The following is a 22,881-nucleotide window of genomic DNA, read 5'->3' on the forward strand; positions in this document are numbered from 1 at the left end:
GACGTGACGGGCCGGCGCCCGCTCCAATCGGCACGGTATGCGACCGGAGGGCCAACACACCTTCCTTCCTCTCCCTCCGGTCGTCCTCCTTCCCGTACCGCCGACAACGCCGGCACGTTCCACAACCCGAAGGCGGGGATGCTCCCCAAAGGGGTGTCCCCGCCTCGTCATGCCCGGCGACGGTTCCCGCCGCCATCATCAACTACCCCGGCTCCGTGAACGACATGACGGGACCGGCCTCCAGAAAGTGAGAACCATCATGTCAGCACAGACAGCGACCGCAGGAACGGCCCCCATGGGCGTCCTGCCCGCACAAGCGGACCGGCACACCGCCGCGGCCCGAGAGAATAGGCATAAGGCGGATTGGCGTGGTTGGAAGTTCATGTGGCCGTTCGCGGTGGTGTTCGTGTTCGTGTTCATCATCCCGATCGTGTACGCCATCTATATCAGTTTCTTCAAGAAGCAGATGATCGGTGGTACGCGGTTCGTTGGCGTGGAGAATTACGCGCGTCTGCTTGGTGATCAGCAGTTCTGGTCGTCGGTGGGTCGTGTGGCGTTGTTCACTGTTGTGCAGGTGCCGATCATGTTGTTCCTGGCGGCGGCGATGGCGTTGGCGTTGGATTCGATGAAGCTGCATGGCACGAAGTTCTTCCGTATCTCGACGTTCCTGCCGTATGCGGTGCCGGCGGTGGTGTCCACGTTGATCTGGGGTTTCGTGTATGGCGCGAAGTATGGTCTGGTGGGCTCCCTGAACGGCGCGTTGGGCACTCATTTGGACATGTTCGCCCCGAACGTGCTGTTGGCGTCGATCGGGAACATCAACACGTGGGAGTTCACGGGCTACAACATGCTGATCTTCTATTCGTCGTTGTCGACGATCCCGCATTCGCTGTATGAGGCGGCGTCGATCGACGGCGCGTCGGAGTGGCAGATCGTGAAGAGCATCAAGCTGCCGGAGCTCAAGGGTTCGCTGGCGATCACGGTGATCTTCTCGATCATCGGCTCGTTCCAGTTGTTCAACGAGCCTTCGATTCTGCAGAACATGGTGCCGGGCAATGCGATCACGACGTACTACACGCCGAACATGTACGCGTACAACCTGTCGTTCTCGGGCAACCAGAGCAATTATGCTGCGGCGTTGGCGATCGTGATGGCGGTGATCACGATGGCGATCGCGTACGCGGTGCAGCTGAACAGCATGAAGGAGCAGATGAAGTGACGGGTCCCGTGCTGTTGGTTTCGATGACGGTGTCGATGGGTAAGGAGCTGTGAACATGAGTGCTGCAACCACTTCCGCGCAGTCGCTGCGCGAGCAGGAGAGGGCCGCCAGGAAGGCGGAGAAGGCGCGCCAGAAGCGCGTCGCCCGTGACGAGGCGGCGGAGCGCAGGCGCGCGGAGAAGAGCGGGTTCGCGAACGTGAACAATCCGCGCCGCAGTACGTGGATGACGGTCGTGTGCGCGATCTTCGCGGTGTACTGCCTGTTCCCGTTCGTGTACCTCATGATCAACGCGACGAAGACCCAGGCGGACTTCACGTCCACGTTCGGTCTCGGGTTCGGCCGTTCGTTCGCCTTGTGGGACAACATCGCGACCGTGTTCACCTACCAGGACGGGATCTTCGGCCGCTGGCTCATCAACACGATCCTGTACGTGGTGGTGGGCGCGGGCGGCGCGACCCTGCTGGCGATCATGGGCGGGTACGCGTTGGCGAAGTTCCGGTTCCCCGGGCGTAAGGCCGTGTTCGCGGTCATCATCGGCAGCATTTCGGTGCCGGGCATCGCCCTGGCGGTCCCGCAGTTCCTCCTGTTCGCCAAGCTGGGCCTGACGAACACGCCGTGGGCCATGATCATCCCGAGCCTCATCTCGCCGTTCGGCCTGTACCTGATGTGGATCTTCTCGGAGCAGGCCGTGCCGACCGAGCTGTTGGAGGCCGCGCGCGTGGATGGGGCGTCGGAGTTCCGCACGTTCTGGACGATCAGCCTGCCCCTGCTGGCGCCGGGTATCGTGACGACGGCCCTGTTCACGATCGTGGCGACGTGGAACAACTACTTCCTGCCGTTGATCATGTTGAAGGACGCGGACTGGTATCCGCTGACCATCGGACTGAACCAGTGGAAGGACCAGGCCAGCACTGCCGGCGGCCAGGCGATCCAGAACCTCGTGATCACGGGATCCCTCATCACGATCATCCCGCTGGTCATCGCGTTCCTGTGCCTGCAGAAGTACTGGCAGTCCGGCCTCGCCGCCGGCGCCGTCAAGGAATGACGGACATCACGCGGGCCAGCAGTCAAGGGCCGATGGGCGCCATCGGCCCCCTCGCCGGCGGACGGTCCACCGGACCGTCCGCTGCACGGCTCGGCCTCGCCGCCGGCGCCGTCAAGGAATGACCGCACAATACACAATCGGACCGCAGCGTGGGGCCGCCGCCAAGGCGACGGCCCCACGCCATCGGACCACCAATCGCACGGAGACGCACGGCCTCGGCGCCGCACTCCCGTACCACACACGCATCGCACGTCCCCGCCGGACCAAACGCATCGGACCCCGGAGACGTCACGCGCACACGAAGGACACGACATGACAACCCGCAGAGCATTCCGCTGGCCGGCGCTGCTCACCCCCAACGGCGCAGGCATCGCATACGGCGGCGACTACAACCCCGACCAGTGGCCGGACGACGTCATCGACGACGACATCCGCCTCATGCGGCAGGCGCACGTCAACACCGTCGCCCTCGCCATCTTCAGCTGGGACCGCATCGAACCGCGCGACGGCGAATTCACATTCGACTGGCTCGACGGCGTCATCGACAAACTCGGCAAGGCCGGCATCGCCGTCGACCTCGCCTCCGCCACCGCCTCCGCGCCCCTCTGGCTGTACGAGACGCACCCGGAAGTCCTCCCCATCGACCGCTACGGCCACGTCGTCAACGCAGGCAGCCGCCAATCCTGGCAGCCCACCAGTCCCGTGTTCAAGGAGTACGCGCTGCGCCTGTGCCGCGAGATGGCCGAACACTACAAGGACAACCCCTACGTCACCGCATGGCACATGGGGAACGAATACGGCTGGAACAACCGCTACGACTACTCCGACAACGCCCTCCAAGCCTTCCGCGCATGGTGCGAACGCACATACGGCGACATCGACGCGCTCAACCAGGCATGGGGCACCGCGTTCTGGTCCCAGCACGCCAACACGTTCCAGGAGGTCCTCCTGCCGCGCCACATGGGCGGCGACAGCATGGTCAACCCCGCCCAGCAGCTCGACTACGAACGCTTCGGCAACGACATGCTCCTCGACTTCTACAAGGCCGAACGCGACGCCATCGAAGCCATCTGCCCCGACAAGCCGTTCACCACGAACTTCATGGTCTCCACCGACCAGTGCACCATGGACTACGCGCAGTGGGCCGGCGAGGTCGACTTCGTCTCCAACGACCACTACTTCCACGAAGGCGAATCCCACCTCGACGAACTCGCCTGCTCCGACGCGCTCATGGACTCCCTCGCACTCGGCAAACCCTGGTACGTGATGGAACACTCCACGTCCGCCGTCCAATGGAAGCCGCTCAACGCGCGCAAACGCCACGGCGAACTCGTCCGCGACGCCCTCGCCCACGTGGCCATGGGCGCCGACGCCATCAACTTCTTCCAATGGCGCCAATCCGCCTCCGGCGCCGAAGCGTTCCACTCCGCCATGCTCCCGCACGCGGGGGAGGACAGCAAGGTCTTCCGCGGCGTATGCGAACTCGGGCAGGCGCTCGAAGCCCTCTCCGCCGCCGGATTGCAAGGCGCCGAACTCGAACATGCGGACACGGCGATCCTCTTCTCCGCCGAATCGGAATGGGCCACCCGCTCCGAAACCCTGCCCAGCATGAAACTCAACCACTGGCACGACGTGCGCGACTGGTACCGCGGCTTCCTCGACGCCGGCCTGCGCGCCGACGTGGTCCCGCTCGCCTACGACTGGAGCGGCTACCGCACCATCGTGCTGCCCACCGTGCTCGTCCTGTCCGCCGAAGACGCGCGACGCATCGCACGGTTCGCGGAACAGGGCGGCAACGTCGTCGTCGGCTACGCCACCGGACTCATCGACGAACACTTCCGCACCTGGCTCGGCGGCTACCCGGGCGCCGGCGACGGCCTCCTGCGCCGCATGCTCGGCATCCGCTCCGAGGAATGCAACATCCTCGGGCCCGAAGCCGAAGGCGAACCCGACGCCATCACCCTCACGAACGGCCTGACCACCCGACTCTGGCAGAACGACGTGACCTCCGTCGCGCCCGACGCCACCGTCATCGCCGCCTACGCCGGCGACGCGGCCGACGAATGGGAGCTCGACGGCACGCCCGCCATCGTCCGCCACCCCTACGGCGACGGCGTCGCGTTGTACGTCGGCTGCGACCTCGACCGCCACGACATCGCGCGTCTCCTCGACGAGGCCGACGTGCGCGGCCTCGTCGCAGGCGACGATGCGACGGGCGTGGACCTCGCCGCGCAGATCATCCACACCACACGCGTGTCGCCGGACGGCTCCGTCCGCTTCGACTTCCGCGTCAACCGCACCCGACGGCCCGTCACCGTGACCGGCGTCGCCGGTGAACCGGTCGTCGCCCACCGCAGCGAACCCTGTGAGAACGCTCCGGACGCATCCGGCGCCTACGTCATCGGACGCAACGGCGTGCTCGTCACCAAAACCGCGACGCCCCTAGGCTGACGGCCTGCGAACGGGTAGAATGGCGTGGTCCGATGTTCGGTGCGAGAACAATGGAGGCGAACGGCATGGGTGAGACGAAGACGGCCAGAAAGCGCGTCACGCTGCGCGACGTGGCGCAGGCCGCCGGCGTCTCGCTCAAAACCGCCTCCAACGTCATCAACCACACCGGGCGCATGAGCGAGGAGACGCGCACCAAAGTCGAGCGCGTCATCAAAGACCTCGACTACCGTGTCAACGTGGCCGCACGCAACCTCAACCGTGACCACACCGGATTCATCACCCTCGCCGTCCCCTCCCTCACGCCCCCATACCTCGCCGAACTCGCCAACCGCGTCATCGACGCCGCACGCCGGCAGGACTACTCCGTGTACGTCACCACCTACGCGGAAGGCTCCGCCAAAGGCGCGCGCAACCTGCTCGAACGGTTCAACACCACCGTGTCCGACGGCATGATCCTCTCCATGAGCGAAGTGGAGACCATCACCCCCGACGACCTCGACGTCGGCTTCCCGCTCGTCGTGGTCGGCTCGCGCACCACATGGGGGCTCGCCGACCGCGTCACCACCGACGACGTGGCCGCGGCCGCCACCGCCGCCGGATACCTGTACGACCGCGGCTCCACACGACTCGCCGTCGTCGGCGCGCGCGGCGACTACGACGAGGCCGCCCTGCTCGCCGCCAAGGAAGGCAACGCACAGCAGCGGTTGCGCGGCATTCTCGAAGAGAGCATGCGACGCGGCATCACGCTCGACCCGCGCCTCGTGGGCGCCACCGACCTGACCTGGACCATCGGCGTGGGTGCGCGCGTCACCCAGCGGCTCATCGACTCCGGCGTGCCGTTCGACGGCATCGTGGCGTTGAACGACCAGCTCGCCATCGGCGCCATCGCCGCGCTGCGCGCCGCCGGCATCGACGTGCCGGGCAGCGTGCAGATCATCGGATTCGACAACTCCGAAGAGGCCGAATACCTGCAGATCCCGCTCACCACCATGGACTCCCGCTTGGAATGGATCGCGCCCACCGCCGTGGAACGCATCCTCGGGCGCATTCGCGGCGACGTGGTGAAGCCGCAGCTCATCACCGGTGAGTCCGGTGTGGTGGCTCGCGCCTCGACGCGGTAGGTGCGGTGGGCTGACGGGTTGCTTCGCTGGGTACCTTCTCCGCGAAACGGTTCGGTCGATTCTGTCCTACTTGCCTCGCTGAGGGGCGGTTTTGCGAGGTAATTGGTCGGTTTCGTGACGTGTTGATTCGGCAGGGCTGCGCAACACGGTGGTACACCGGTTGACCATAGAGGCGGGGACTGCTAGGATTCCATCTCGTATGGTACACAGCTGTACCACTCGACCGGAGGTGCCTCGCAATGCAGTGAGAGGCGCTCCCGGCCGGGTGTTCGGAGGAGAACCGCGCCATCGTGCGCGAAGGAGCAATCACACCATGACATTACGGCATCTCATGAAGGCGGTGACCGCGCTCGCCATCGCATCGGGCATGGCGTTCGCCGGCGCCGGCGCCGCGACGGCCGCCGAAAGCGGCGCATCTGCGACAGCCGCCGCAGCCGCCGCCGCAACCACGGCAGCCACCGCATCGCCCACCATCACCAACGACACGTTCTGGAAGGACACGGACGGCAACCCCATCTACTCGCAGGGCGGCGGCATCTTCGACTTCACCGATCCCGCAACGGGCAAGACCCTCCACTACTGGTACGGCGTCCACTTCAAGGAGGCCGAGACCTACGCGGCCAAGCCCACCGACCCGATCAACAACAACACGTTCGTGTCCGTGGACGTCTACAGCTCCACCGACCTCGTCAATTGGAAGAACGAAGGCCAGGCGCTCACCCGCGAGCAGGCCGACGCCTTCTCCGCGGACTTCGGCGGCCGCAAGGCCGGCTGGGTGTGCCGCATGGGCGTCGCCTACGTGAAGTCGCTCAAGAAGTACGCCATGCTCATCCAGCATGAGATGCCCACCGACGACTCCGGCAAGAAATTCGACAAGAAGGTCCTCCTCGCCACCTCGGACACGCCCACCGGCCCGTTCACCGCGGAACGCCGCCTCGACATGAAGGACTACGGCCTCGGCACCACCAACACCGGCGACCAGTCGGTCTTCCAGGACACCGACGGCACCGGCTACCTCATCTACTCGTACGGCTCCGGACGCGGCTCCCAGTGGGTGGCGCAGATCGGCGAGAAGGACGGCCGCGTTGACCTCCTCAACCCCACGAAGGTCTACCAAGGCAGGGGCCGCGAAGGCAACGCCATGTTCAAGTACAAGAACAAGTACTACTACGCGTCCTCCGACCTGTTTGGCTGGGACTCCTCCCGCATCCACTACCTCGTGGCGGACAACATCTACGGCCCCTACACGCCTACGAACAGCACCGTCATCATGGACGGTAGCCGCGAGGACTTCGGCCACATCATCCAGACCGGCTTCTACTACACCGTGCACGGCAGCAAGCAGGAGACCGTGATCCATGCGGGCGACCGCTGGGCCGACTTCGCCGGCAACGGCCTCGGCTACAACCAGTGGAACCCGCTCTCCTTCTCCGCGGACGGCACGCCCAGCTTCAACTCGATGAGCCAGTGGTCGCTTGACGCCGCCACCGGCGAATGGGCCGTCGGCAAGGACAACAACTACGTGCTCAACGGCTCGTTCGAGGCCGACCGCGTCCCGCTCGGCGTGAACGGCTACAACGACAAGGACGGCAAGAACATCCCCGACCTGGCCGGATGGACGCGCACCAACCCGGCCGCCGTCTACAACGACGCCGACAAGGCCGGTCGCGTGGGCGACTACAACCTCCAGTTCAACTCCGCCTCCGCGTACACCGCGAAGATCGAGCAGACCGTCAAACCCGCGCGCTTCGCGTTCCCCGACGGCGAATACACGCTGTCCGTGCAGCACATGAGCACCAAGAACCTCAAGGAGGCGAAGCTGTACGCTGTCTCCGGCGGCAAGACCTATGAGACAAGCCTCGCCGAATCCACCGGCGGCAAGTGGGTGGAGACCAGCGTGCCCGTCACCGTCTCCGGCGGCGAGGCCGTCGTCGGCATCAGCGTGGACGGCAACGCCGGCGACCTGCTGCGCGCCGACGACGTCACTCTCGTGCGCGCCGACGGCTCCGACGGCGACAACGGCAACGGCGGCGACAACGGCAACAACGGCGGCACCACCGACCCGGACAACCCGGATCCGGACACCCCGTCCATCGACTCCAGCGAACGCCTCGTCAACGGCGGCTTCGAGGAGGGCTCGCTCGGCGACGGCGCATGGACGATCACGGGCCGCAACGGCGTCAACAACGCGGCCGTGGGCGTCAAGAACAAGGACGCCCATGACGGCGGCTACGCGCTCGGCTCCTGGACTTCCGGCACGCAGGACTACGCGCTCACCCAGACCGCGAAGGACCTGCCCGCCGGCTGGTACGAGCTGTCCGGCTGGTCGGAGGGCGACCCGGCCCAGTTCGACGAGATCACCTTGGACCTGCTGAACGGCGAGGACGTGCTCGGCTCCTCGAAGGTCGCGCTGTCCGGCACCGACCCGTCCAACCCCAAGGCGTACGTGTGGGGCCAGTCCAAGACGATGGTGTACTTCGCCGGCGGCGACCTGACCGCACGTCTGTCGGTCCGCACCGCCACGAAGGGCGCGTGGGCGTCGTTCGACGACTTCTCGCTCAAGCAGGTCGCCGCACCCGCCGTCTCCGCGCTGGAGCTCGCGTCCAAGCCTTCCAAGACCGAGTACACGGTGGGCGACGCGTTCGACCCGTCCGGTCTGGCCGTCACCGCCGTCTACCTCGACGGCCAGGGCAAGGAGGTGCGCCTGCCGCTCGCCTCCGACGAGTACACGGTGTCCGGTTTCGACTCCTCCGCGGTGTCCGATGCGGTGACCGTCACCGTCGCGTCCAAGGCCGATCCGTCCAAGACCGTCACGTTCACCGTGAAGGTCGCCGCGAAGTCCGACGGCGGTTCCGGCGACGGTTCGGGTGACGGCACCGGTGATGGTTCCGGCGACAACGGCGGTTCTACCGACCCGTCCAAGCCGGGTTCCGGCGATGGCGCGGGCGACGGTTCCGCCGACGACGCGGCCAAGCCGACGCCGTCGAAGAAGCCGTCCGCCAAGGGCGAGGGCCTGCCGAAGACCGGCGCGTCCGTGACGGGCGTTGTGGCGTTCGCGATGGCCGCGCTCGCCGCAGGCGGCGTCGCGCTGGTGGCCCGTCGTCGCGTCCGCGACTGACATCAGCCAACCGAAGAACCGGATTCCGGACCGCCCGATGACGGACGGTCCGGAACCCGGTCCTCCTGCGGCCGGACCAACCGGGCCATCCGAATCGGAGACCTCACGGGCGTACGGCCCGTACCCCTGCACAACTGCCTGATGACGGCGACCATTGGCGGCCGTCGTCAGCCATCGACAACCCGACAACCATCACGCACCAAAGGAACCCCATGAACCAACGCACCACATGGCGACGCATCGTCGCGTCCGCCGTAGCCGCCACCACGCTCTGCGCGGGCGGCGCCTTCGCCATCCTGCCCGCCAACGCCGCCGAAAACGGACCCGTCAAAGCCGACGTGACCGTCAAAGCCATCGACGGATTGAGCGACGACTTCATCGGAGGCATGGACGTCTCCTCCATGCTCTCGCTCGAGGAAAGCGGCGTCACCTTCAAGAATGCGGACGGACAGGTGGAGGACCTCTTCACCCTCCTCAAGGAATCGGGCGTCAACTACGTGCGCCTGCGCGTGTGGAACGACCCGTTCACCGCCGACGGGCAAGGCTACGGCGGCGGCAACGTCAACGCCGCGCGCGCCCTCGTCATGGCCAAACGCGCCACCAAGGCCGGCCTCAAGGTGCTCGTCGACTTCCACTACTCCGACTTCTGGGCCGACCCCAGCAAACAGCAGGCGCCCAAGGCATGGAAGTCGTTCGAAGGTGACGCCGACAAGACCGCCCAGGCCGTCTACGACTACACCAAGCAGACGCTCACCGAATTCAAGGACGCGGGCGTCGACGTCGGCATGGTGCAGGTCGGCAACGAGACCACCGCCAAGATCGCCGGCATCTCCGGCTGGGACGGCATGAGCAAGGTGTTCTCCGCCGGATCCAAGGCCGTGCGCGAAGTGCTGCCGCAGGCGAAGGTCGCCATCCACTTCACCAACCCGGAGAAGGCCGGCACCTACGCCACATACGCCAAGCAGCTCGACAGCCACAACGTCGACTACGACGTGTTCGCCAGCTCCTACTACCCATTCTGGCACGGCACCACCGACAACCTCACCAAGGTGCTCAAGCAGGTCGCCTCCACATACAAGAAGGACGTGATGGTGGCCGAAACCTCCTGGGCGTACACGCTCGACGACGGCGACGGCGACTCCAACACCGTGCCCGAGAAGGTCGCCGCCGCCGACCTGAAGAAGTACGACATCAGCCCGCAGGGCCAGGCCGACGAGATCCGCGCCGTGGCCGAAGCGGTCAACAACGTGGGCGACAACGACGGCGACGGCGCCAACGACGGCCTCGGCGTCTTCTACTGGGAGCCCGCCTGGGTGCCCGTCGGCACCGGCGGCAAGGACAACGCCGACCTCGTCGCCAAGTGGAACACGTACGGCGGTGGCTGGGCCACCAAGGCCGCCGGCGAATACGATCCCAACGACGCCGGCAAATACTGGGGCGGCTCCGGCGTGGACAACCAGGCGCTGTTCGACTTCGACGGCAGGGCCCTCGCCTCCCTGCCCATCTTCAGCTACATCCACACCGGCGCCGTGACCGACCACGTGTTCTCCAAGATCGATCCGGTGTCGATCGTCGCGGCCGACACGGACCCCGTCGCCGACATCAAGGCGCGCCTCCCCAAGGAGGTGACCGCATGGTACAAGGACGGCGTCAGCGAGACCGAAACCGTCACCTGGTCGGCCGACGCGCTCGACTGGATCCGCGGCGCAGGCACGTACACCGTGTCCGGCATCACCAACGCCGGGCATGACGTGACGGCCACCATCACCGTGACCGCCGCCTCCGCCACGGACTACATCGTCGACGGCGGCTTCGAAAACCCCGCCAACGACAAGAACTGGACCATCACCGGCACCGGCGCCTCCATCACGACCGACACCGGCAACACCGCCGACGGCACCCGCGCGCTCAAATTCTGGGCCGACAAGGCGTTCTCGTTCACCGCATCCCAGACCATCACCGGCCTCGAACCCGGCGAATACGTGCTCAGCGCCATGAGCCAGGGCGCAGCCGAGGACAACTCGTCCATCACGGACGGTTTGACTCTGTCCGCCACGACCGGCGGCAAGACCACGTCCGACGCGCTCGAACTCAACGGCTGGATCAAGTTCGACACCGCCACCGTGCCCGTCACCGTGGGCGCCGACGGCACCGTGACCGTCGCCATCAAGGGCGACCTGCCCGCCGAGGCGTGGGGCAACGTCGACAAGGTGTCGCTCGTCAAGAAGGTCGAAACCCCGGCCAAGCCGGACACCACGGCGCTCGACGCAGCGGTCGCCAAGGCGAAGGCCGTGGACCGCGACCGGTACACCAACGAGTCGCTCGCCAAGCTGGATGCGGCGCTCGCCGCCGCGGACGTGCTGCTCGCCGGCAGCGCCTACACCGCGCAGGACGTGGCCGACGTGACCGCGCTCGTCGACGCCGCGTTGGGTTCGCTCTCCACCAAGGAGATCACCAGCCTCACCGTCACGCCGTCCAAGACGGAATACACGGTGGGTGCGGCGATCGACCCGGCGAAGGACCTCAAGGTCGTCGGCAACTATCCGGCCGGCATGGGCAACGTCGAGCTGGGCTCCGGTGAGTTCCTGCTTTCGTACGACTTCTCCGCCGCCTCCGACGCCGCGAAGGTCACCGTCACGCTCAAGTCGAACCCGGACGTGTCCGAATCGTATGTGGTGAAGGTCGTCGCCAAGTCCGGTTCGGGCTCGGACGGTTCTGGTACGGATGGTTCCGGTTCGGGTGAGAACGGTTCGGGTGACGGTTCGGATACCGAAGCGAACAAGCCGAAGCCGTCCGCCGGGAAGAAGCCGTCCGCCAAGGGCGAGGGGCTTTCGAGGACCGGTGCGTCCGTGACGGGCGCCGTGGTGTTCGCGGTGGCCGCGCTCACGGCCGGCGGTGCTGCGCTGGAGCTGCGTCGTCGCGGCCGCAGCCGGTAGCGGTTGATGGGTCGGCGATTGGCTGGGCTGATCGCCGATTCGTTCCGGCGCTGATATGACGGTCCGTTTCACGGGGAGTGGTCTCCGCGAAACGGACCGTCATCGTATGTCCGGGTTGCTTCGCTGGGAGGCTGTTCGCGAGGCAGGCTGGTCGGGTTGTGACGGGTTGTTTCGCTGGGGAGGCTTGGCGGCTGTGAATCGCTACGGTGGTACACCGGTTGACCTTAAGGCGTCGCCCTGCTAGAGTGAAGTCCCGTATGGTACACAGCTGTACCACCTGACGGGCAATGCAGTGACCGCCGGGTGCATCGGAGGAGAGCAACAGGAGCTCGTAAGGGAATCAGGACATACATGACGGTGTCGAGCCGGTTCATGACGCACCTTATGGGCACGACGACGAGGGAGCGACAAGCAATGAACGGAACACCCAAACACAGTCGATCGGGAGGTTGGCTGCGCGACATCAGACGGCGGATCGGGAATGCGACGGGCTTCATGGCGTCCGCGCCATCTGGCCACGACCACGCATCGGCATCGGGCGTGGCGGCATCAACCCGCGGAGGCGCTCCGCACGCCACCACCCACGGCGCCGCCACCAGCGCCATCGCCGCCGCGCCGCGCATGTCCCGCAAGGCGATCGGCGTGATCGCCGCGGCCGCCACCGCGCTGGCCATGCTCGCCGTCGGCACCGCGGCCAACGCCAACGCCGACGTGACCAACACCGCGGCCGGCGCCACCGTCCGCCCGGTCGACAACATGGGCTTCGAATCCGGCCTGGACGGCTGGACCGCCAAGGGCGACGTCCAGACCGTGGAGGGCGGCGCCTCCGAAGGCGACCACTACGCCGACCTCGCCGCCGGCGCCTCCATCACCCGCACCATCACCGGCATCCCGCAGGGCAGCTATTCGCTGAACCTCAATGTCAAGGGCTCGGCGAGCAGGAACACCGCCAACCTCACCGTCTCGGACACCGGCGGCCCCAACTCGGTGCTCAAGCTCGACGCCTACCTCAAGGCCGGCCAGTGGACCGCCACCTCGCACCGCAACGTGCTCGTGTACAACGGCCAGATGACCGTGACCATCACCGCGGGCGGCAGCGCGCTCGCCGTCGACGCCCTCAACCTCCAGCTCGACTCCGACGACTCCAACACCGTGAGCAACTGGGACTTCGAACAGGGCGCGGACGGCTGGACCACCACCGGCGACGTGACCGTGGCGGACAAGACCGACGCGGACACCGGCTCCAAGGCCATGCGCCTCGGCGCCGGCGCCACCCTCGCCCAGACCGTGAAGGTCACGCCGAACACCAAGTACGTGCTCACCGCACGCACCAAGGTCGACAGGCAGGACACGTTCTCCACCGAGACGCACAGCAACTGGCGCGGCCAGGACGGTCTGCTCGTCAACCGCGAATCCACCGGCGACCGCATCAACATCGGCGTCAAGGGCGCGGACGGCACGGTGCTCCGCCAGGCGCCCTCCGGCACCACCGGCTACTCGCTCGTCAGCGTGGTGTTCACCACCGGCGACACGGACGAGGTCACCGTGTACGCGAACACCGTGCACGACGAGGCGTACACGAAATCCGTCACCCTGCACAACAGCAAGGGCACGTACGTGGAGGACCCGTGGACCGGCAACGGCCAGGACGGCGCGTGGGTGGACAACCTCGACCTGTTCACCATGCATGACGCCAACGTCGCCAAGGGCGCGGACGTCTCGTTCCTGCCGATCATCGAGGACAAGGGCGGCAAGTACTTCGCCAACGGCGTCCAGCAGGACTGCCTGAACATCCTCGCCAACCACGGCGTCAACTCGATCACCAACATGATCTTCGTGCAGGCTGGCAACGACACCTACACGAGCACGGCCAAGCCCCAGAAGATGTACCAGAGCTGGAACGGCCCGGACGGCAACCCCATGCCGTATCGCATGGTGCAGGGCGGTTACTTCGACAAGGAGCATTCCGCCGAACTGGGCGTGCGCGCCACCGAACTCGGCATGAGCTACCTGCCGAGCTTCCACTACTCCGATTCCTGGATCAGCGCCGCCAAGGCGTACACGCCGCTCGAATGGCTCAACAAGGCCTATGACGGCACCTACACCAACTCGGACCTCAAGCACATGAAGGCCATCGTGTACAACTATGTGCACGATTTCATGACCGAACTGGTCGACAGGCATGTGAACCTCGCCGGTGTGAAGACCGGCAACGAGCAGGACGGCGGCCTCATCAGGCCCGTCGCCCAAGGCGCCACCAGCGAAGGCCATGCGGCCATCATCACCGCCTCCTACGAGGCCATCAAGGACGTGGCACCCGGCATCCCCACGTACGTGCACACCAACAACGGCTACGATCCGACCTACGCGTTCAACCTGTACGAGGGTCTGTCCGCCAACGGCGCCGAATACGACGGCGAGGCGCACTCCCTGTACGGCGGCCGTTCCAGCGGCAACATCATCAAGTTCTCGAACGCGATGAACGCGAGCGACGCCCACCGTCGGCACGACTACGTGAACGTGGAGGCCGGCTACAGCTTCACCCGCTACAAGGCCACGTTCGACCAGCAGACCAGCCAGATGACGCAGGCCGCCTACGACGGCAGCCCGAACGGCCAGTACAACTGGCTGCTCGACTACATGCAGGCCCCGCTCGACACCGCCAACCCGTACGGGCGCACGCGCGGATTCTACTACTGGGAGACCGACTGGATCCCCACGCCCGGCGCCGCCAGCGCCGACGGCAGCTCCGCCGACGTCAACCAGCGCATCATGTTCAACAACGGCGACCCGAACATCAAGGAGATGGGCAGCGCCGAGGCCGGCAAGGCCGGCGACATGATGGACTCCATGTACGCGTACCTCATCCGCGGCGTCGCCAAGACGAAGACCGCGGACGTGACCACGCCGCTGAGCAACGACAACGGCTACGCCGATGGCCGCTACGAGGTGACGCCCGCCAAGGCGACCGCCATCGGCTTCGACGAATCCGAGCTCACGCTCACCGCGGGCGGCATGTCCCGGCGTCTCCAGCCGACCGTCCAGCCGACCGGCGCGGTGCTGTCCGACGACGCGATCGCGTACGCGTCCAGCGACCCGTCCGTCGCGACCGTCTCGCCGCAGGGCTTCGTGACCGGCGTGAAGGCCGGCACCGCCACCGTCACCGCGACGATCGGCGGCGCCAAGGCCACCGCGCGCGTCACCGTCAAGGACGCGACCGAAGCGTCCGCCGACGACCTGACCGTCACCGTCGGCGGCAAGCAGGTGCATGACGGCGACGTCGTCGCCGCGAAGGCCCTCGACCACGTCGACATGTCCGCCGCGCTCGCCGACGGCGTGAGCGACCGGAACGTCGCGTTCACCTCCTCCGACACCGACGTCGCCACGTTCTTCGGCGAGACCTGGCAGACCGCGAAGGGCCGCATGGAGCAGCGCGTCGACGACGGCTCCGTCGTGCAGCTCGACGTGAAGAACGCCGGCTCCACCAAGGTCACCGTGACCTCCGCGGACGGCAAGGCGAGCCTTACGTTCACCGTCGACGCCACCAAGACGCCCGTCGAGTCCGTCACGCTCGACAAGACCGACCCGATCACGCTCAGCCACGGCCGCTCCACGCAGCTCAAGGCCACCGTGAACCCGAAGGACGCCACCCTGTACAAAGTCACGTGGAGCTCGTCCGATCCGGACGCGGTCAGCGTTGACCAGGACGGCAACGTCACCGCCGTGGGCGAGGGCGACGCCACCGTCACCGTCACGTCCGACGACAATCCGGACGCGAAGGCCAGCGTGCTCGTCCACGCCGTGCCCGTCCAGGTGGAGGGCGTCTCGCTCGGACGCGACAAGCTCACCCTCCAGCAGGGGAGTACGAAGCGTCTCGACGTGCTCGTCACGCCCGACGACGCCGACGACAAGTCCGTCACCTGGAAGTCCGATGACCCGTCCATCGCCAGCGTCGCCGCCGACGGCACCGTGACCGGCCGTGCGATCGGCGAGACCACCGTCACCGTCACCACGGTCAACGGCGGCTACACCGACAGTCTCGTCGTCAAGGTGCAGAAGGACGCGGTCGCCGCCACCGGCGTCACGCTCGACCGTCACGAGGTGTGGCTCAAGTCCGACGCGTTCAGCGAACAGCCCGACGGCAAGACCGCCACCGTGCAGCTGACCGCCGCCGTCACGCCCGACGACGCCACCGAAACCGACGTCGACTGGACGTCCAGCGACGAATCCGTCGCCACCGTCAACGCGTTCGGCATCGTCACCGCGGCGAAGCCCGGCGTCGCCGTCATCACCGCCACCACGAAGGACGGCAAGCACAGCGACAAGGCCACCGTCTACGTCCCGACCGTGTCCGAAAGCTTCGACAACCGCGACGCGGGCAGCAACGCCGGATTCGGCAGGTTCGCCAACTACGGCGGCCAGCTCGGCGCCAAGGTCGTCGACGGTTCCGCGGACTCCGACGACGCTTCCGGCCACGTGCTTGAGATCTCCGGCGGCGGCTCCGGCGGCCGCGCCACGTCCAAGACGTTCGCCACGGCCGTCTCCAACGACAAGGTCGTGTTCGACGCCGACTGGAACGTGGGCGCACCCGCCGGCTCCAAGGGCGCGTTCCTCACGCTCGTCGACGGCTCCAACCACCGCTACCTGAGCCTGCAGACCAACGCGGGCGCGGAACTCGTCTACGCCACCGGCGGCCAGTCGTCCACCAAGGACACGAACAGCCCGCTGACGGACGCCACCGCCGTAGGCAGCGGATTCGACAAGAACGACACATGGTACAACGTGCACGTCGAACTCGACTTCGCCGCACGGAAGATCACGTTCACCGTCACGTCGAAGAGCGACGCGAAACTCACCGCCACCCACACCGTGCCGTTCGCCGAAGGCATCGACTACGACGGCTCCCTCGCCGGCATCCAGCTGTGGGGCACTCGCGGCGCCGGCACGCTCAACTGGACCACCAGGCTCGACAACCTCGCCGTCTACGCGGCCCAGCCCACCGCCAGTGCGGTCAAACCCAGCGCGACCAGCGTGAAGCTCGTGCCCATCAAGGACACGCTCAGCGCCACGCACAAGGTCACCGCCACCGTGGAACCGGCCGGATACAGCCAGGACGTGACCTACACGTCGCTGAACCCGGACATCGTCACCGTGAGTGCGGACGGCGTCATCGCGCCCGTCACGTACTACGACGGACTCGACGCGGTCAAACCCGCCAAGGCCACCGTGCGCGTCGCCTCGAAGCAGTCGCCGAACGTATACGCGGACATCGCCGTGGAGATCACCAACACGCCCGGAGCCTCCGAGTTCTTCGTCGTCACCGACGGCGACGGCAACGACCTCACCGGCGGCAAGGCGAACCTGAACGTGGGCGACACGCTCGCGCTCACCGCCAAGAGCACCGGCGGCGACGGCGACGTGCTGCTCAAGTCCGTCGAATGGACGACCAACGCGCCCAAGGTCGCACAGGTCGACAAGACGACAGGCGTCGTCAAGGCGCTCGCCGGCGGCACAGCCACCATCCACGTGAAGGCCACGCTCTACAACAGCGACAAGCCGCTCGAAGCCGATGTGGAGGTCACCGTCACCGGCGACGCGCCCGCGGCCGCCGACGGCATCGCCGTGACGAAGCAGCCCTCCAAGACCGCGTACGTGATCGGCGACAGGCTCGACACCGCCGGACTGGAAGTCTCCGAAACCGCCGGCGGCAAGACGCTCGGCACGCTCGCGGACGACCAGTACGAGGTGAGCGGCTTCGACGCCGACCTGCCCGGCGACAAGACCGTGACCGTCACCTCCAAGGCCGCGGACACCGCCGGCAAGACCGCCACGTTCACCGTGACCGTCACCGACCCCACGCTGCCCGGCGACAACCTGCTCGCCAACGGCGGCTTCGAGAACGACCTCGACTCCTGGACGCCCACGTGGAACCAGAAGCAGGGCTCCGTCAGGGTGAAGGCCCAGAACAAGGCGAACAACCTGCATGAAGGCAAGAAGAGCCTCGACGCATGGAACGCCTCCGCCATGGACTTCACGATGGAACAGCAGGTGACCGGACTGGCCGAAGGCTGGTACGTGTTCTCCGGCTGGCTCACCGGCGATACCGGCAAGAACGACGACATCCGCCTGTACGCGAAATCCGCCGACGGCTCGCCCCTGGGCGACGCGGTGCGCGCAGAACTGCCCGGCCAGGTGAACGGCGGATATGAGTGGAAGAACCCCACCATGCAGCCCGTGCACGTGGGCGAGGACGGCGTCGTCACCGTCGGCTTCAGCGTGAAGCAGGACGGCGGCGGATGGGCCGTGCTCGACGACTTCTCGCTCGTGCGCGTCGACGCCCCGGACTCCGCCGTGACCGGACTGACACTGGTCAGCGGCCCGACCAAGACCGAATACGCCAAGGGCGAGGAACTCTCCACGGACGGCATCGCCGTGCGCCGGCTCCTCGAAGGCGGCACCACCGCGCCCCTGTCCGCCACGGACGGCGAGCTCACGTACAGCGGCTACGACCCGTCCAAGCCGGGGACGCAGACCGTCACCGTGTCCATGGCCGTGGGCGGCGACGCCAAGCACGTGGTGTCCGCCACGTTCGAAGTGACCGTCAAGGACGATGCGACGCCGGATCCGGATCCGGATAAGCCGGACCCGGATAATCCCGACCCGGATAATCCCGACCCGGATAAGCCGGATCCGGATAAGCCGGATCCGTCCGACAAGGACACGACCGCGCCGGTGTTCACGGGCGTGGATGACGCGACCATCGAGGTCGGCGCGGCGTTCGATCCGCTCGCCGGCGTCAGTGCCAAGGACGACGTGGACGGCGACCTGACCGGCTCGATCACCGTTGAGGGCGCGGTGGATACCGCCACCGCCGGCGAATACCGGCTGACCTACACCGTGTCCGACAAGGCCGGCAACAAGGCCACCGCGAAGCGCACCGTCACCGTCAAGGCGAAGGACGGGCAGTCCGGGACGGATCCGGATCCGGATAAGCCCGGTACGGATAAGCCCGGTACGGATAAGCCCGGTACGGACAATCCCGGCGGTGGGGCCGGTTCGGGCGGCAGCGGTTCCGGCTCGAGCAACGGTGCGAATGGGAAGACCGACGCCGGCAAACGTCCGGCCGGCCTGTCCAGGACCGGCGCGTCCGTGATAGGCGTTGCGTCGTTCGTGCTGGCTGCGCTTGCCGTTGGCGGTGCCGCGCTGGCGGTGCGTCGCCGTGGTCACAGTCGGTTGGACTGATCGGCGACTGGCCTGATTGGCGGTTGGCTGGGCTGATCGGCGACTGGTCTGACAGTCGCCGGGCCCATTGCCGATTCGCTCCGGCACTGATATGACGGTCCGTTTCGCGGGGAGGAATCTCCGCGAAACGGGCCGTCATCATATGTCCGTGTCGTTTCGCTGGGGAGCCATTCCGCGAAGCAGGCTGGCGGATTGTTGACTGGTTGTTTCGCCAATGGGGTGCTGGCAGGCGCTGACCGTCCGATGCAGTACAGTCATATGCAGCACAAGACCTAAGGAGTTCTCATGACCACCATCCATGTGCCTCGCATCACCCTCAACGACGGACATCTCATCCCGCAGATCGGTCTCGGCGTGCTGCGCATCGACGACGACGGCGTCACGCCCGTCGTCGAAAGCGCGCTCGCCGCCGGATACCGCCACATCGATGGCGCCGCCGGCTACAACAACGAGGCCGGCGTGGGCCGCGCACTCGCCGCCACCGGCTACAACACGGGCGAGCGGCGCAAGGAGCTGTGGCTCACCACCAAGCTGCGTGACTCCCAGCAGGGCTACGATTCCGCACTCAAGGCGTTCGATGACTCCCTCGCCAAACTCCAGGTGGACTACGTCGACATGTACATGATCCACTGGCCCACCCCGTTCGACTGGCGCAGCGGCGAGACCTGGAAGGCGTTCACGAAGCTCCGTGAGGAGGGGCGTGTGAAGACCCTCGGCGTGTGCAACTTCCTGCCCGAGCATCTCGAGCGTCTGCATGAGGAGACCGGCGAATGGCCGTCGGTCGACCAGATCGAGCTGCACCCCACGTGGCAGCAGCGCGAGGTCGTCGCGTTCTGCAAGGCGCATGGCATCGCCGTCGAAGCCTACTCTCCGATGGCGCGCGGCGCCGACCTCAACGCAGGCGACGGCACCATCGAACGCATCGCCGAAGCGCACGGCGTCACCCCGGCGCAGGTGATCCTGCGCTGGCACATCGAGAACGGCACCATCATCATCCCCAAGTCCGTGCATGCGGACCGTCAGAAGCAGAACCTCGACTTGTTCGGCTTCGTGCTCGAGCCCGAGGAGCACGCCGCCATCGACGAGCTCGACGGCCCGACCCGCGCCGGCCACGATCCGCTCACCTTCACCTACGCGTGACGTATCATTCACCTCCGTGCGCCCCGGTCCCGTCCGGGGCGCACGTCGTTCAGGACACCTCTACGCCTACAGTCAAGGAACCATGCCCCGTAACTCGCGTAATTACCGCAACTCCTACCGTTCCCGCAGTTCCCGCAGCCGCGGCACGTACGGTTCGTACGGCCCGCGCGGCGGCCGCACGCATTTCCGCCGTCGCCGCTTCACCGGCACGAGCCTGACGGAACGGCTGCTCATCCTGCTCGTCATCGCCGTCATCGCGGGCGTGAGCGCCGGCATCGGGCTGCCGAAGATCAGCCCGACCCTCGCCAAGGTGACGGGGGAGACGGCCGCCGCCGGCCCCGCCGTCGACGTGCTGAACACGCTCGCCGTGGACGACGGACAGAACGCGTCCGGCTACGACCGCGACGCGTTCGGCTATCGCGAGACCGACGACGACGGCAACGGCTGCGACATCCGCGAGGACATCCTCGCACGCGACCTCAAGGACGTCACGTTCAAAGGCCTGACCGGACACGACGCATGCACGGTGAAATCCGGTACGCTCGACGATCCATACACCGGCAAGACCATCCGATTCACGCGCGGCGTGCACACGTCCACCGCCGTGCAGATCGACCACGTGGTGGCGTTGGAGAACGCGTGGCAGTCCGGCGCGCGCGACTGGGACACGGCGAAACGCTACCGGTACGGCAACGACCCGTACAATCTGCTCGCCGTGGACGGTCCGGCCAACCAGGAGAAGGGGTCGGCTTCCGCCGCGTACTGGCTGCCGACGAACGGCGACTACCGTTGCGATTACGTGGCGCGTCAGATCGGCGTGAAGGCCAAGTACGGCCTGTCCGTCACGACCGCCGAGAAGGATGCGATGCTCGCCGTGTTGCACGGCTGCCCTGGCGAGGAGGTCCCGAAGGACCAGTGACGCCGCACGTCGCGTCGCGTCGTGCGATGTGCGATGGTCCGTCGGTTGCGTCCGGTAACACGGGTGCGCTATACCGTTGCGCGGATACATGAGGGGATGTGGACGTGCAGAAGCAACAGCAGAGACTGAACGACGACCGTGTGGTGGAAGGCGCCAAGGACACCAACGATCCGACCATCGCGAACGCGAGACGTCAGGGCGTGGGCTACGGGCGTGGGCACGCGGTGCGTGCCGCGGCCACGGGGGCCGCCGGTAAAGGCTATGGGCGCCGGCATAGCGCGGACAAGCACCGCGACTACGTGCTCGCCGGCGGGCCGGAACGGGTGGAATCGGAGATCGAGAAGGAACGGCAGGCGGCGCGGCATGAGGCCGGCGTGGTCCGTCACGGACATTCGCTCGCCAGTATCCTGGGGCCCGCGTTCGTGGCGGCCGTCGCTTACGTGGACCCGGGCAACGTGGCCGCGAACGTCACTTCCGGCGCACGATACGGCTACCTGCTCGTCTGGGTGCTCGTGGTGGCCAATGCGATGAGCGTGCTCATCCAATACCAGTCCGCGAAGCTCGGCATCGTCACCGGCAAATCGCTGCCGGAACTGCTGGGCGAGCGCATGAGCGACGGCGGACGGTTCATGTTCTTCATGCAGGCGGAGGTCATCGCCATCGCCACCGATCTGGCGGAGCTCATCGGCGGCGCCATCGCGTTGAAGCTGCTGTTCGGGCTGCCGCTGTTCGTGGGCGGTCTGGTCATCGGCGCCGTGTCCACCGTGCTGCTCATGTTCGAGGGCGGTCGCACGCACCGCATGTTCGAGAAGATGGTGATTGCGCTGCTGCTCGTCATCACGTTCGGGTTCATCGCCGGCCTGTTCATCGCGCCGCCGAACCCCACGGATGTGCTGGGCGGGTTGATTCCGCGGTTCACCACCACGGATTCGGTGCTCATGGCCTCGTCCATGCTGGGTGCCACGGTCATGCCGCACGCCATCTACCTGCATTCCACATTGGTGAACGACCATTACGCGGGCGGTCAGGAACGGCCCACCACGCGCGAGCTGCTGCACGGTTCGAAGATCGATGTGGTGTGGGCGCTGCTGCTCGCCGGCACCGTGAACCTGGCGCTGCTCATCCTCGCCGCGAACTCCCTGTACGGCGTGCAGGGCACCGATTCCATCGAGGGGGCGCAGCGGGCCATCGTCTCGGTGCTGGGCCCGGTGATCGGCACCATCTTCTCCGTGGGACTGCTTGCCTCCTCGCTGAGCTCCACATCCGTGGGCACGTATGCCGGCTCGGAGATCATGCATGGGTTGCTGCGCATCAAGGCGCCGATGTGGGCGTGCCGCGTGGTCACGCTCGTGCCGGGGCTCGTGGTGCTGTGGTTCGCGCCGAACCCCACGGAGGCGTTGGTGATTGGCCAGGTGATTCTTTCGATCGGCATTCCGTTCGCCATCATCCCGCTGCTGCGGTACACGCATGACAAGAAGCTCATGGGCCGGTACGTGGATGGGCCGGCGAAGCATGCGATCTTCGTGGGTGTGGCCGCGCTGATCGTGGCGTTGAATGTGCTGCTCATCGGGCTGACGTTCGCCGGCATGGCGTGATTCGGTGTGGCCTAGGGGCGGCCTAGGGGCGGTACGGTTCATGGGCCGGATGTGTCACAGGCCGGTGCGGTTCACAGGCCGGATGTCCGGGGCTT

Annotated in this window: 11 protein-coding genes; all 11 read left to right on the forward strand. The window is 66.7% G+C overall.

Annotated elements, in window-relative coordinates; genetic code table 11:
- Nucleotides 1-295: 295 nt before the first annotated feature.
- The 11 genes from JS531_RS02330 to JS531_RS02375 all read left to right on the forward strand — a co-directional run bounded on the left by JS531_RS02330 (nucleotide 296) and on the right by JS531_RS02375 (nucleotide 22,786).
- Nucleotides 296-1,219 (forward strand): sugar ABC transporter permease, encoded by a 924-nt coding sequence (locus JS531_RS02330; RefSeq protein WP_214312293.1) that lies wholly within the window; start codon nucleotides 296-298, stop codon nucleotides 1,217-1,219.
- A gap of 55 nt (nucleotides 1,220-1,274) precedes the next feature.
- Complete coding sequence (locus tag JS531_RS02335) at nucleotides 1,275-2,264, forward strand: carbohydrate ABC transporter permease (RefSeq protein WP_214312052.1); 990 nt, start codon at nucleotides 1,275-1,277, stop codon at nucleotides 2,262-2,264.
- On the forward strand, nucleotides 2,261-2,386 hold the full coding sequence (locus tag JS531_RS11225; protein ID WP_276313098.1) for a hypothetical protein: 126 nt from the start codon (nucleotides 2,261-2,263) through the stop codon (nucleotides 2,384-2,386). The genes JS531_RS02335 and JS531_RS11225 overlap by 4 nt, the downstream gene beginning before the upstream one ends.
- Before the next feature lie 190 nt (nucleotides 2,387-2,576).
- The gene (locus JS531_RS02340) at nucleotides 2,577-4,715 is read left to right on the forward strand and encodes a beta-galactosidase (protein WP_214312060.1); all 2,139 of its coding nucleotides are present in this window, start codon (nucleotides 2,577-2,579) and stop codon (nucleotides 4,713-4,715) included.
- A 65-nt stretch (nucleotides 4,716-4,780) separates the two neighbouring features.
- Nucleotides 4,781-5,836 carry a LacI family DNA-binding transcriptional regulator gene (locus JS531_RS02345; RefSeq protein WP_214312062.1) on the forward strand — a complete coding sequence of 352 codons (1,056 nt, stop codon included), beginning with the start codon at nucleotides 4,781-4,783 and terminating at the stop codon, nucleotides 5,834-5,836.
- Nucleotides 5,837-6,149: 313 nt separating this feature from the next.
- Nucleotides 6,150-8,954, forward strand: coding sequence for a family 43 glycosylhydrolase (locus JS531_RS02350; protein WP_214312064.1), 2,805 nt, complete (start codon nucleotides 6,150-6,152; stop codon nucleotides 8,952-8,954).
- Between the two features lie 212 nt (nucleotides 8,955-9,166).
- The gene (locus JS531_RS02355; RefSeq protein ID WP_214312066.1) at nucleotides 9,167-11,890 is read left to right on the forward strand and encodes a glycosyl hydrolase 53 family protein; all 2,724 of its coding nucleotides are present in this window, start codon (nucleotides 9,167-9,169) and stop codon (nucleotides 11,888-11,890) included.
- 540 nt (nucleotides 11,891-12,430) lie between these two features.
- Entirely contained in the window at nucleotides 12,431-19,132 is a 6,702-nt protein-coding gene (locus JS531_RS02360) for an Ig-like domain-containing protein (RefSeq protein ID WP_214312072.1), read from the forward strand.
- 285 nt (nucleotides 19,133-19,417) lie between these two features.
- Nucleotides 19,418-20,272 carry an aldo/keto reductase gene (locus JS531_RS02365; RefSeq protein WP_214312074.1) on the forward strand — a complete coding sequence of 285 codons (855 nt, stop codon included), beginning with the start codon at nucleotides 19,418-19,420 and terminating at the stop codon, nucleotides 20,270-20,272.
- Nucleotides 20,273-20,354: 82 nt separating this feature from the next.
- Nucleotides 20,355-21,191 carry an HNH endonuclease family protein gene (locus tag JS531_RS02370; RefSeq protein ID WP_214312082.1) on the forward strand — a complete coding sequence of 279 codons (837 nt, stop codon included), beginning with the start codon at nucleotides 20,355-20,357 and terminating at the stop codon, nucleotides 21,189-21,191.
- A gap of 335 nt (nucleotides 21,192-21,526) precedes the next feature.
- Nucleotides 21,527-22,786 (forward strand): Nramp family divalent metal transporter, encoded by a 1,260-nt coding sequence (locus tag JS531_RS02375; protein WP_346427751.1) that lies wholly within the window; start codon nucleotides 21,527-21,529, stop codon nucleotides 22,784-22,786.
- The last annotated feature ends 95 nt before the right edge of the window (nucleotides 22,787-22,881 follow it).

It is taken from the genome of Bifidobacterium sp. CP2 (genome assembly GCF_018555635.1).
GTDB lineage: Bacteria > Actinomycetota > Actinomycetes > Actinomycetales > Bifidobacteriaceae > Bifidobacterium > Bifidobacterium saguinibicoloris.